The organism is Rhodococcus mengyinensis, from assembly GCF_048381435.1.
Taxonomy (GTDB): Bacteria; Actinomycetota; Actinomycetes; order Mycobacteriales; family Mycobacteriaceae; genus Rhodococcus_F; species Rhodococcus_F opacus_D.
Window position 1 is genome coordinate 1 of sequence record NZ_JBLWIT010000062.1, and the last position, 12,763, is coordinate 12,763.

At 65.7% G+C, this 12,763-nt stretch carries 10 protein-coding genes; 5 read left to right on the top strand and 5 right to left on the bottom strand.

Annotated features, from left to right (window positions below):
* Positions 1-435 precede the first annotated feature (435 nt).
* Entirely contained in the window at positions 436-975 is a 540-nt protein-coding gene (locus tag ACNJ7E_RS12725; protein ID WP_283333268.1) for an LOG family protein, read from the top strand.
* Positions 976-1,056: 81 nt separating this feature from the next.
* On the opposite strand, the gene pdxR is transcribed toward ACNJ7E_RS12725, so the two are convergent.
* Positions 1,057-2,466 carry a MocR-like pyridoxine biosynthesis transcription factor PdxR gene (gene pdxR, locus ACNJ7E_RS12730; protein WP_418340046.1) on the bottom strand — a complete coding sequence of 470 codons (1,410 nt, stop codon included), beginning with the start codon at positions 2,464-2,466 and terminating at the stop codon, positions 1,057-1,059.
* Between the two features lie 77 nt (positions 2,467-2,543).
* Here pdxR and ACNJ7E_RS12735 point away from each other — a divergent pair, with 77 nt between their 5' ends.
* From ACNJ7E_RS12735 to ACNJ7E_RS12745, 3 genes are all read left to right on the top strand, one after another.
* Positions 2,544-3,044 carry a carboxymuconolactone decarboxylase family protein gene (locus tag ACNJ7E_RS12735; RefSeq protein ID WP_280779371.1) on the top strand — a complete coding sequence of 167 codons (501 nt, stop codon included), beginning with the start codon at positions 2,544-2,546 and terminating at the stop codon, positions 3,042-3,044.
* 197 nt (positions 3,045-3,241) lie between these two features.
* Positions 3,242-4,054: an MIP/aquaporin family protein gene (locus tag ACNJ7E_RS12740; RefSeq protein WP_280779370.1), complete on the top strand. Its 813-nt coding sequence runs from the start codon at positions 3,242-3,244 to the stop codon at positions 4,052-4,054.
* A gap of 543 nt (positions 4,055-4,597) precedes the next feature.
* Positions 4,598-5,179, top strand: a complete 582-nt coding sequence (locus tag ACNJ7E_RS12745; protein WP_280779369.1) for an NAD-dependent epimerase/dehydratase family protein — start codon at positions 4,598-4,600, stop codon at positions 5,177-5,179.
* Between the two features lie 199 nt (positions 5,180-5,378).
* On the opposite strand, the gene ACNJ7E_RS12750 is transcribed toward ACNJ7E_RS12745, so the two are convergent.
* The 4 genes from ACNJ7E_RS12750 to ACNJ7E_RS12765 all read right to left on the bottom strand — a co-directional run bounded on the left by ACNJ7E_RS12750 (position 5,379) and on the right by ACNJ7E_RS12765 (position 11,267).
* Positions 5,379-7,841 (bottom strand): acyl-CoA dehydrogenase family protein, encoded by a 2,463-nt coding sequence (locus ACNJ7E_RS12750; RefSeq protein WP_418340047.1) that lies wholly within the window; start codon positions 7,839-7,841, stop codon positions 5,379-5,381.
* Positions 7,838-8,500: an enoyl-CoA hydratase/isomerase family protein gene (locus ACNJ7E_RS12755; RefSeq protein WP_418340048.1), complete on the bottom strand. Its 663-nt coding sequence runs from the start codon at positions 8,498-8,500 to the stop codon at positions 7,838-7,840. The genes ACNJ7E_RS12750 and ACNJ7E_RS12755 overlap by 4 nt, the downstream gene beginning before the upstream one ends.
* A gap of 199 nt (positions 8,501-8,699) precedes the next feature.
* The gene (locus ACNJ7E_RS12760) at positions 8,700-10,034 is read right to left on the bottom strand and encodes an MFS transporter (RefSeq protein ID WP_280779366.1); all 1,335 of its coding nucleotides are present in this window, start codon (positions 10,032-10,034) and stop codon (positions 8,700-8,702) included.
* Between the two features lie 54 nt (positions 10,035-10,088).
* Complete coding sequence (locus ACNJ7E_RS12765) at positions 10,089-11,267, bottom strand: CaiB/BaiF CoA transferase family protein (RefSeq protein ID WP_418340049.1); 1,179 nt, start codon at positions 11,265-11,267, stop codon at positions 10,089-10,091.
* Between the two features lie 150 nt (positions 11,268-11,417).
* Here ACNJ7E_RS12765 and ACNJ7E_RS12770 point away from each other — a divergent pair, with 150 nt between their 5' ends.
* Positions 11,418-12,647 (top strand): PucR family transcriptional regulator, encoded by a 1,230-nt coding sequence (locus tag ACNJ7E_RS12770; RefSeq protein WP_418340050.1) that lies wholly within the window; start codon positions 11,418-11,420, stop codon positions 12,645-12,647.
* The last annotated feature ends 116 nt before the right edge of the window (positions 12,648-12,763 follow it).

Sequence of the window (12,763 nt, forward strand, 5' to 3'; positions counted from 1 at the left end):
TCGCCAGAATCTCGTCCGACAACGCCCCCTGGATATCTCCCCCGAGCCCCATCCTTGAATTCTAGTTCGAACACACTTTCGAGTCAATGGTTTCGAACCATCGGCATCAGGCCTGGTCCGCACCACACGTAGGCGACCGCGACCCCAGCCCCCGCGAAAACGCACGCACGCGAACGCGGGATGCCGAAGGACCGCGGGTTCCGGCGTTCCAGCGCGATCAGCAAGGCCCTTGCCGGACCACATCAACTTCCGGAGACGGCTGCCGATGGCCCGGCTTCACCGGCCTGATCGGGATGACCAGTGGCGGATCACACGCACATGCTCGACCGCGAAGGTGCGCCGGGCCTCCACCATAAGGCCCCGTTTGCTCTTGTCCCCCTTAAGCGTTCAGCATCGCACATCGCCGCCCTATTATCAGAGTCCTATAGTTCAACCATGAACATTTGTGTCTTCCTCTCCTCCGCCGACCTCGACGAGCGCTATACCCGACCGGCTCGCGAGTTCGCAGAACTCATCGGAAACGGCGGCCATACCCTGGTATGGGGCGGATCCGATACCGGGCTGATGAAGGTTGTCGCCGACGGAGTACAGGAGACCGGAGGGCGGCTTGTCGGGATCTCGGTCGAATTTCTCCGGGCTTTTGCCAGAAAGGACGCCGACGAGATGGTGATCGCCAAGGATCTCGCCGAACGCAAGGCGCTGCTGCTCGCCAGATCGGATGCGGTGGTGGTGATGGTCGGCGGCCTGGGCACGCTGGACGAGGCGACTGAAATCCTGGAGTTGAGGAAGCACGGACTGCTCGACAAGCCGGTGGCCCTGCTGAATACGGTCGGCTTCTATGACGGGGTGATACTTCAGCTCCGACGGATGGAGGACGAAGGGTTCCTGCCGCTACCCCTGATGGAGCTGGTCTACCTCGCCAACGAGGGTGCCGACGCACTGGCCCACCTGGAGGATTCCGTCAGGAGCCGGTGATGGAATCATGCCGCACTGAACACATTGGCGCCTCCGGTGCGAAGCGACTGTGAGCAGCATCGGGCTACGGCACCGCCCTGTCTAGAGCATCACCCTGCACAATGCGTCCAGCGCGCCTGCCCACGCACTGTCCGAGGGAGCCGCGTAGTTGACCACCAACGCGTCCCGCTCGGGCAACTGCCACCCGGCGTCCGCCACTTCGTAGCAGAACTGAGCGATTCCGCTGACCGCCAGTCCCTGCCGGGCCGCCGCCTCCACGACCGTGCGCTCGGTCCCGCGCGGGAGTTCGAGGACCGCTTGCAGCCCGGCCGCCATGCCGGTCACGCGGATGCCGGGCGCCCTCTGCGCCAGGGCCGCGACCAGTTGGTCACGGCGGCGCCGGTAGCGCAGCCGCATCGAGCGCACATGACGGTCGTACGCGCCCGATGCGATGAACTCCGCAAGTGTCAGCTGCTCCAGCGCACTCGACATGTAGTCGCCGTGCGCCTTGGCCGTCACGATCTCCGGGATGAGTTCCTCTGGTAGCACCATCCAGCCGAGCCGCAACCCCGGCGCCAGCGACTTGCTCACCGAACCGAAATACACCACCCGCTCGCGGTCGAGGCCCTGCAGAGCACCCACCGGCTGACGGTCGTATCGGAACTCCCCGTCGTAGTCGTCCTCCAAGATCAGCCCGCCGGTGGCACGCGCCCAGTTGACAGCCGCCGAGCGCCGGTCCGGGCTCAGCGCGACCCCCGTCGGATACTGATGCGCCGGAGTCATCAAAACCGCACCTACTCCGCGCAATCGTGCCAACTCGTCTGTACGGGCACCATATTCGTCGACATAGAGGGGCGGGGTACGCAGGCCGGCGCCGGTCAGCAGGTCACGATAGAGGTCGAGGCCGTACGACTCGACGGCCACCGCCTGCACCCGCCGCGCCCTCAGTGCCTGCGCCATCAACGTCAAACCATGATGGAAACCGGAACAGATGACGACCCGCTCCGGCTCGACGTACACCCCACGGGCCCGCGCCAGATAGTCCGCCAGGGCGGTACGCAACTCGACCCGGCCGAGGGCATCGCCGTAACCGAACGCTTCGTGCGGCGCCGCGGTCAGAGCGCGGCGGGCCGCGGAGAGCCACTGCATGCGCGGAAAGTCCGTGAGGTCCGGTGAACCCGGCAGCAGTCCGTACGTGGGACGGCGCTGAGTCGGCCTCGCACGGGCAGCTGCAGGCGCGGCCGTGCGCGCCTCGGCCCGCCTGGCCACCCATGTCCCGGAACCCTGCTGCGCGCTGAGCCAGCCCTCGGCCACCAATTCGGCGTAGGACTCGGTCACGGTATTTCGTGAGATACCAAGATCGGCGGCCAGCGAGCGGGACGCCGGCAGCCGCGTGCCAGGCGCCAGACGCCCCGTGCGCACGGCCTCTCGCAATGCGTCCGTGAGACCGGCGCGCAGCTTGGGTCCGCTCAGTTCCACCAGCAGGTCGGCACCGAACCCGGAAGGTGGCAAGCCCCCAGAATTGGTATGAATTTCTGGCATAGAAATGGACCATACTCTAGAGCCACTCGGGACGTAGCGTTGCTGGCATGACGATGAACGAAGTACACGAAAGCACTGAACTTCTCCCCGAGCACGCACCCCGCCTGGACTGGGCAAAATTCGCACCCGAGGCCTACAAGGCCATGATCCGCCTCGACACGGCCGCCGGGCTGGGCGTCGAGCCGACGTTGCTCAACCTGGTCAAGATCCGCGCATCGCAGATCAACCACTGCGCCTTTTGCCTGGACATGCACAGCAAGGACGCACTGGCCGCCGGCGAATCGGCGGAGCGGATCATCCAGCTCAACGCATGGACGGAGTCGAAACACTTCTACACGGCGAAGGAGATCGCAGCGATCGAGCTGACCGAGGCGATCACCGTGCTCACAGACGGATTCGTCCCGGACGAGGTGTACGCGAAGGCCGCAAACGAGTTCGACGATACCGAGCTCGCCCGACTCATCGTCGCCATCGCGACGATCAACACGTGGAACCGCTTCGGCGTATCCACCCGATTGGTCCCCGGTCACTACACGCCGGACTCCTAACGACCCGATCGAGCGAACGCGATAGGGCGACCAGCGAACTCGCGGAGGGGCTCGCGTCTGAAATCTGGTATCCGGGCGGCCGGTGGCCGAGAACGACCGGGACCTGCTGTCCGGATGCGTCCGGAATCCACGCCGCTTCCGGCACACCGACGCACCGACACACCGACACACCGACACACCGACACTAGGAGATCATGGTGAGTACCGCTTCGCCTCTGCCACACCGGCAGCCACTGGCGCGCGCCGCCGACGAGTTCGCGCTCACCACCGTCCTGCTGTTCCTCGCGGTGACTGTCGTCCGGTGGTTGCGTGATCCGGCCTCCACCCTCTACATCGCCGACCTGCACGTCGCACTTGCCGTCATCGGGGTTCTCAGCGGGATCATCCTCACCGGCCTGATGTTCAGTCCACCCGGCAAACGCGCTGGCGGGCACATGAATCCCGCCGTGACCATCGCCCTGTGGCTCATGAACGGCTTCCCTGGTCGCAGCGTTCCGCCCTACATACTCGCCCAACTTGCGGGTTCAGCGGTGGGGACGGTGCTCGGGCGCCTGGTGTGGGGGCATGCGGTCTCGTTCGCTCCTGTCGACTACGCCGCGATCAGGGCCGCGTCCGACTGGCAGCCCGCGTCCGTCTTTCTCGCCGAGATGGGCTCGATGATGGTCCTGATCGTTGTCGTCGGGTTCTTCCTTGCCTGTCCCGGCCGTGCACGCCTGCTGCCGTACGTCATCGGAGTGTCGGTCGGGCTGGTCATCGCCCTCCTCGGTCCCCGCAGCGGGGGATCGATCAACCCCGCCCGCCAGTTCGGTCCTGCTGCACTCTCTGGGCGTACCACCGATCTATGGATCTATCTGGTCGCGCCGGTCCTGGGAGCGGCACTCGGGGCCTCGGTCGACCACGTAATCAACCGGCGGTTGCGCACACCGCACCACGAGCGGGACCCGCGATTGCATGAATACTTGCGCAGCCCACAGCCCTCCGACACTCGTCACCTGGGGCCGGAGCGATGACATCATCGCACCCACTGACCTCACAAGCTGGGACGTACCGATTCGCGTTCGCCCCGATCCCTTCTCGGCATCAGATTGCCGAGAAGGACAGAAAAGAGTTCGACATGAAGAATTTTGCGCGTGGTGCACTGATCGCGGTTGCGGCCGTCACAGTCATCGGAGGGTACGGCGCCGGCGCCGCGTCGGCACATCCGACAGGCGCTCTGGACCGTCTGGCATCGGTCCACCAGTCGTCGATCGAAAACTCGTTCCCTCACCATCCTCACCACCCCATCGCCCCTCACCGCCTCGGCCCCAACCCATTCGGTCACGAGCGGGGAGGCCCAACAGAACGTCACAGGTTCAACCCGTTCCAGTGGGGTATCTGTCCCGGCTCTTCTCCCCAGAGCCATTGCTTCCCTCGAGGGCCGCGGTAGTCGGCCTCCTTGGGCCTGCACAGAGGCCAGCGCTTCCGAAAAGGCAGGGACCCGTATGACATCACCGTGCCGCGGTTGACAGCGGCGGTTCGGTTCTCACTTCCATTTCGTATAGTAAGGAGTAATCATGAGGATATTTCTTGCCGGCGCATCCGGCGTGATCGGGCAGCGGCTGATTCCCCGGTTGATTCAGGCGGGGCACGTAGTCGGCGGTATGACGCGCTCACCCAGCAAGACGGAGCTACTGGGCCACCTCGGTGCCGAACCGGTGCTGTGTGATGTCTTCAACCGGGAGGCTGTAATCCAGGCGGTTCGTGACTTCACACCGGACGTCATGCTGAACGAGCTGACCGATCTGCCGGATGATTCGGCGCAGATCAGTGAACACGCAGATCTGAACGCTCGCATCCGAACCGAGGGAACTCAGAATCTTATCGAGGCCGCTCGGCAGAGCGGGTCGCCGAAGATCCTGGCTCAAAGCGTCGCCTGGCAATTGCCTGATGGGCCCGCCGCTCGGGCGGTCGTAGAATTGGAGCGTACCGTTCTCGTCGAGGGCGGTGTTGTATTGCGCTATGGACAGTTCTACGGTCCCGGCACCTATCACGAGCAGCAACAACCCGAGGGACCTCGGGTTGGTATCGACCGAGCTGCCGAACGAACGGTGGAGGCGCTGGGCGAGCCGACGGGCGTCGTCGTCATAGTCGACTGAGCATTCCCGGGCTCTTACTGTTTCCACAGTCCTGACACGGCGACGACGTTGTCCGCCAACAGTTCCGTGGAACTGTCCGCCGGTACTGACGCCATCGACCGTTGGTGGGACTCACATCTGGAGAAGCGGGCTCGTAAACATGTTGCACACGGGGTTCCGACCGGCACGGACGTCTGGTCGACTACCTACAGTTGAGTGTCTACCTCGGCAAACCCAGGATTCTTTCGCCGATGATGTTGCGCTGAATCTGATTCGACCCGCGAGCGATCCGGCGTCCCCGGCTCTCGAGGAACACTCGCTGCAGGGAGTCGAGTTGATATCCGTCCCCCTCAGGACGGGTCAACGCAGACGCGCCGAGAAGCTCCAGCGCCGTCGAGCCGAAGATGCAGTGATACTCCGACCAGTTGACCTTGTCGATAGCCAGCAACTCGTCGACGGCCTGCCCCTCTGCGACTCGGGCACTGATCACGGAACCAACGGCACGCATCAACTCGACCTCGACCACCAGATCCGCCAACCGCTGGCGACCGATCACGTCGCCGAGCCGACCGTTCTTGTCCAGCCGCTCCACCAGCACGTCCAGTTCGTGGCGATAGCCGACGTACTGCGTCGCCGCCTTGCCCGCCCGTTCGGCGCCGAGTGTGGTCATCGCGACCACCCAACCGTTGCCGAGCCCACCCACCACATTGGTCAAGGGGGCGCGGGCATCGGTTATCCGTTCCTGCGCAAACCCCCTGTCGCCCGACGCCATCCGGATGGGGTCGACGTCGATGCCGTTGTCCGCCATGGGAACAAGGACAAACGAGATACCGCGGTGTCTCGGTGCTTCGCGGTCGGTGCGGCATAACAGGAACATCATGTTGGCCCGGGCTCCGTTGCTGGTCCAGATCTTGTCACCGGTTATCCGCAACTCGTCACCGTTCACGGTTCCACTGGTCCGCAGCGAGGCGAGATCGGATCCGGTCTCGGGTTCGGAGAAGCCCTGGCACCACGTGTCTTCGCCCGACAGAATGCGGGACAGGAACCGGCGCTTCTGGTCCTCGCTCCCATGGGCCAACAGGGCGGGCGCGAGCAGGGTCTCGCCCATTCCGAGATGCGGGCGTCGAAGTCCCGCGCGCGCGAACTCCTCTTCCACAACGAGAGTTTCGACCGGTCCCAGGCCCCGGCCGCCGTGTTCCTCCGGCCACGACAGGCACAGCCAACGCCCCTTCCGCAACAGATCGGTCCATCGCTTCTCTGCATCGGTGGCTTCGTGCCCGAACGGCTCCTGCGCGTATTCGAGTGGCATCCCCTCGGCGCGGTGGTCGGCCAGCCAGGCGCGGACCTCGGTCCGCAGGTCCGCCAGCCGAGCGGGTTCGTCGGCCCGCGCCGGCGCCTCGAACGCGGCGCCGGTGGCGAGGACTCCGGCGAGCAGACGCTCGCGGTGCCACACCGACGACCCGAACATCAGCTGATCGGTCTTCGCCCGCTTGAGATGAACATGAGCCTCGTGCTCCCAGGTGAAACCGATCGCGCCGTGCATTTGAATCGTCTCGCCGGCGATCTGCAGGTACCTCTCGGTCCCCGCGACGCTGAGCAGGCTCACCAGTGCCGGCAGTTCCGGCGCTCCGGTATCCGCGGCGTGAGCGGCAACGTCGACGGCAGCGGCGATCGGTTCGAGCGCACGGGTCAGATCGGCCAGCCCGTGTTTGACAGCCTGGTTGGTACCGATCGGACGACCGAACTGGTTGCGGGTCTTCGCATAGTCAGTCGTCAGGTGCAGGCACCTGCGGGCGCCGCCGACCCTCTCCGCCGCCTGCACGACGAGCGCCTTGTCGAGCGCTCGGGACAGCGCCTCCGAAATGTCTGCGGTGCCACTGATCCGTTGCGCTGCTGCGCTGTCGAAGGTGATGGTCGTGAGCGGACGGGTCAGGTCCAGCGCGGGTTGCCGGACCCGCAGCATGCTCGCGTCCGATGGTTCCACCAGAAACAGGCCGGTCCCGTCTTCGGTTCGGGCGGCGACGACGATCGTGTCGGCGCAGTGTCCGAAGATCACGTGATCGGCCCGTCCATCGATCCGCCAGCCGTCGCCGTCCGGCTGTGCACGCACGGTCTCCGAGCCGGCCTGCCACCACCCGTCGGCGTCGGCAAATGCCAGACACCCGAGACGAGTGCCGGCGGCGAGACCTGGCAGCAGCTCACTGAGCCACCGCTCCCGGGCGCAATCCGCGATGGCGAGCGTGGTCAACACGGAACTCGCGAAGAAGGGGCTGCACGCTGCGGAGCGCCCGCATTCCTCGGCGACCACCACGAGGTCACCGATACTCGCGCCTGATCCTCCGTATTTCTCGTCGACGAGCAGTCCTTGCAGTTCGAGTTGTTCGGCCATCGTCGCCCACATCTCGGGTCGGTATCCGAGTTCCGTGTCCTGGACGGCCAATACTTCGGCCGGTGCACTGGTTGCGGTGAGAAACTCGCGAACCGCGTCGCGAAGCGCGCGGTGTTCAGCGGTTGTAGTCATACCCATTCGATTGTCTCCTTCGAGTGTCCCGTGTAGCACCACCTCGGTCGGGATCCCCAGACCTGGGATGACCGGGCGGCCTGCGACCTGTCCGCCCGGCTGTGCATTATGTTGTCTTATATGGCTTTTCGACAGCAGGTGTGGCCGTGCGCACGCACTCACACGAGCAGTGTTCGGCGCGTCAGAATCGCTTGCTTCATGGCGATTCCCCCGCCGTTGGGGTAGGCCGCAATCTTGTCGGCGAGTTCGGTGGCCCGGACCAAAACCTGCTCGTCCGGCACCATCTCGTAGGCGAAGCTGCGGCGCAACAGGTCGGGACCGTACTGACGTTCACAGGCCAGCGTGAGCTGCAGTGCCTGGTTCACGTCGAATTTCGCGAGCAACCACCGCAGATTGTTCGGCGCAGCCACCCCCATCTCCGCCTCGCCGACCATGAGGAACGACGTCTCTCCCACCACGAGGAGGTCGCAGGACAGCGCGATCGCCGCAGCACCGTTGACAGCGGCCCGCTCCAGCGCCCCGATCAGCGGCTTCTCGAACTCGGACAGGGTGGTGTGCAGGTCGGTGATCGCCGCGGTAATCGCCGGCTCACCCGGGCGTACCTCGGCCAGATCCAAACCGGAACTGAAGCATCCGCCCGCGCCGTACAGCAACACCGCTGTGACTGTGTCGTCGTCCTGAGCGTCGGCGAACGTTCTGGCGAGCTGGGTGACCATCGGGACCGTCAGGGCATTTTTGCGCTCGGGACGATTGAGTTCTATGTCCAGCCGCCCACTCTGATGGTGCCGAACGACCACGACATCGCTCTCCGTAGAACTCACAACAGGCTCCTCGCGCGGCCGTCGAACTGCCCGACGGGAGCAGCCTGCCGCCCGGTGGCGCGTTCGCCGCCTATCAGGGACACGTTGCCTCTCAACCACATTGGTGTGCTCATCGCTTCCTTCCAGGATCGCTGACGACGGGCTGGTGCCTTCAGGCCAGGTTTATGGACGGCGGTGCCGTCGAACGTTCTGGTTCTGCCTACGTGTTCGGGTGGTGCGCGGCGATCGTGGTTGCGTCGCGTTCGGGGTTGACCAGGATGGTGGCGGCGAGTGCGCCGACCAGCATGATGACTCCCACGATGACGAAGCCTCGGCCGTATCCAGCGGCGGTATCGGCGGCGCCGGAGACGAGGGAGCCGATGAGAAGTGGTGCCGCGACACCGCCGAGGCTGTAGATCGCGACGGTGATGGACATGACGGATCCGCGTTGTTTGGCGGGTACTACGTCGGAGAGCAGGGAGAACGCCAATCCCCAGGCTGCGGTGTTGAGGGAGAACGCGAGCGCGATCAGCACCATTTGAGTGGGTCCGACGGGCAATGTTGTGAATCCGATCATGCACACACCGCCGGCGGCGAGTAGGCCGGCCGCGAACAGGGCGCGGGCGGTGCGGGACGATCGTCCGGCCAGCGAGAGGCGGGTGGAGATCAGGCCGGCGAGGAAGGTCAGGATGACGGCCGCGGCGAAGGGCAATGTGATCAGCAGTCCGGTGGCGTTGGCGCTGTAGTGCAGGCCTTCGCGCAGGTACAGCGGTAACCAACTCACCTTCAACGCGGTCGCCCAATAGGAGCAGAACGAGAAGATCGCGACACCGATCACTGTGGGGCGAGTCCACAGGAGCCGGACGGGCACGGTGTCGGGAAGCGTCACCGCCTGTTTCCCGGTGCCCGCCCCGGCATTGCCGGCGGGTCCTTCACCGCCGATGAACAGCCAGGCCACCAGCCAAATCACTCCGGCGGCCATGAGCACGAGAAACGCTGCGTGCCAGCTGTAGCTCTGGATGATCCAGGTCAGGACCGGGGCGGCGATCAGCGGGCCGAGGGAGGCTCCCATGATGACTACTGACGCCGGTAGTGAACGGCGGGTCGGGGAGAACCAGGTGTGGGCGATCTGCTGGGACAACGCCCCGGCGGGGCCTTCGGCGAATCCGAGCAGCATCCGGCAGGCGAGGAAGACCCCGAATCCGACCGTCGTGGTCATCGGGGCAAGGCTGAGCACCCACAGTCCGACCAGACCGGCGAGGAGCCATCGCGCGGAGATACGGCCGCCTAGGGATCCGAGAACGATCGCGCCCAGGGCGAACAGCCAGAAGAATGCGCTTTGGGCGGTGCCGAACTGTTCGCTGGTGAGTCCGAGGTCGGCCTTGATCTCGACGCCGGCGAGGCTGACGACGACCTTGTCGGCGAAGTTGATCAGCATGAACGCCATCAGCATCAGGGTGATGATCCAGCCGCGCCGGCGAACGCGGGGGCTGTCGAGTTCACGGTCGGCGGCGAGGCCGCCCTCGGTGCGGGTTTGTCGATTCTGTAGGGACACGAGTGCTCCTGGGGCCGTGACGGTGAGGGGTGGGTGGCGCGGTGGCGTGTCAGGTCACGTCAGGGAGTACTCGCCCAGCCGGTAGCGCGCGACGATCTCGTGGCTGTGTTCGCCGAGTTCGGGGACCCGCCCGGCGTCTGTGGTGCGGGGGGTGCTGCGGGAGCGGTAGGGGAGTCCTGGGATGGAATAGGTGTGTCCGTCGGCGGTGCTGCCGGTGGTGAAGATGCCGCTGGCAATCACATCGGGCGCACTGGGAACCTGGTCGTAGGTGCGAACGGCGCCGGCGACGATGCCCACGGAAGTCAGCGCCGTGAGGGCGGCTTCGGTGTCGAGGCCGGCGAAGAAGGGTGTGAGCGCGGCGAGGAGTTCGCCGCGGTGGGCGACCCTCGCCGGGTTGTCGGCGAAGCGGGGATCCTTCGGCAGGTCGGGTCGGCCCGCGAGGTCGCAGAGCTGGGTGAATCGCTGCTCGGTGTAGGCGGAGACGACGATCGAGCCGTCGGCGGTGGGGAAGATGTCGGCGGCCGGTGCCGCGGTCGGTTGCCCGTTACCGCGCCGGTGGGGCGCGACGCCGGTGAGGGAGTATTCGCCCCAGTTCACGCACTGCAGATCGATCGCCACGTCGAGCAGTGAGACGTCGATGTCGTCCCCGAGGCCGGTACGTTCTCGTCGGAACAGGGCCGCCAGCACCGCCTGCGTGACCACGTAGGAGGTGGCGTGGTCGACGAGCGGGAAACCGACCCGTTGCGGGTCTCCGTCCGCCTCTCCGGTCACGGACATCATGCCGGTTTCCGCCTGGGCGGCGATGTCGAGGCCCGGCCGGCGGCGGGAGGGTCCCTCGGTGCCGAAGCCGGACACCGCGGCGAGGACGACGGTGGGATTCAGTTCGCGTATTTCGTCGGCCGACAGGCCTAGCTTTTCCATCACCCCTGGTCGCAGGTTGTGGATCACGACGTCGGCTCGGGCGATGAGGGCCCGCGCGTGGCGGAGATCGTCCTCGGCTTTGAGGTCGAGGACGATCGACTTCTTGCGCCGGTTGTAGGCGCGCATGATGGCCTCGCCGTAGACGCCGATACCGCGCGCCTGGTCCCCGCCGGGGCCTTCGATCTTGAGGACGTCGGCGCCGAGGTCGGCCAGGGTCTGCGCGGCGCCTGGCGCCGCGATGTACTGACCGAAATCGACGACCATGATCCCGGTCAGGGGCAGGTCATCAGGAGCGTACGCAGAGTCTGGCATGGTTCCTCATTCTGTGCCGGTGTGGACCTCGGGGCTGGTGGAGCCGTTCTGGGTCCTCAGCCTGGCCGAATGGGTTGCTGTCGTACCATCGGCGGCTGTCACACTCTTCACGTCTGTAGTGTGTGACCCGTCACACCTAGGAGGCGTTCGATGCGCACCGCGCCCGAGGCAACCAAAGACGATCTGAAGGGCACCATCGCCCGTATTCGCCGGTCGGTGCCGCGGATGGCACGGACCATCATCGACCGCTACATCGCCACCTCGCCGCTCTACACGCAGACCGCGGTGCCCGAACATTTGCACCGGGAAAGCGCCCACACCGTTCGATCGTTGCTCGAGGTGTGCCTGCAGTCGATCACCGACGAGTCCATCGACGTCGCCGACACGATGCGCGAGAACATCGAACGCGGCACCGAACGAGTCGCGGAAGGGTTGCCGCTACGGGAGTACATGCGCTGCTGGCAGATCGGATTCGACGTACTCTCCGAAGAACTCGAACGCGAACTCGGCACCGACCACGGACTGTTCTGGTTCGCATACCGCCGAGCCCATATCACGTTTGACTGCATGCTACGAGAGGTCGTCTCCGCGTACGAGATCCACGCGCACGACCTCATTTCGGCGCAAGACCGAAACCATGCCCCCATCATCGATGCCCTCCTGCGCGGCGACGGGTGGGTGTTCGACGACCCCGACTCCGTCCCTGCCGAACCGAGCATCATGCTGCTGCACATCGGTGACACCCCCGCCGAAGGATCCGGCGACCGGAACGCCCGATCACTGGCGGCCACACGGAAGGTCCGCGCCGTTCGCGCCCACCTCGCCAGGGCGGTCCCCGGCCTGTGGCTCATCGATGTCCGGCCTCGGCACGCTCGGATTCTGATGCATCCACCGATCGGGGCTCTCGACCCGCTGGCCGTGGACCTTGCGCGGGTCAGCGGCGCACCAGTGACGATCGCGATCGAGGACGCCACTTCGATCGAGGATCTTCCGCGGGCCGGCACCACGGCCGCCGAGGTACTCGACATCGCGATCCGGTCCGGCCGCACCGGCACGGTCAGCCGAATGGGCGATGTCGCACTTGCGCACCATTTCGCCCACACCAGTGCGTCGCTGCCGGTGCTGCTGGAGCGCTGCGCCCCGTTGCAATCGCGACCGGACCTGATGCACACCCTCCGGGTCTATCTGGCCAGCAACCTGGATCGACGGGCCACTGCGGACACCCTGGTGGTCCATCCCAACACCGTCGACAACCGGCTCATCCGCGTCCGCGAGCTGACCGGCCTCGACGTACACGTCACCACGGAGCTGCTCACTCTCGCGGTCGCGGTCAGCGCCGCCACCGTTCACCCCGACGCGGGGGCCGACCACCCGCTGTGAATCTGTGATCGGTCACAGGCTGGGGCCGCCAGGGGTGTGCGCGCAGACGATTGTTCGGCTGATGTCCGGTGCACAGAATGAGGCGCACGGATCGCAGCGTCGCGGTCCGATACCCA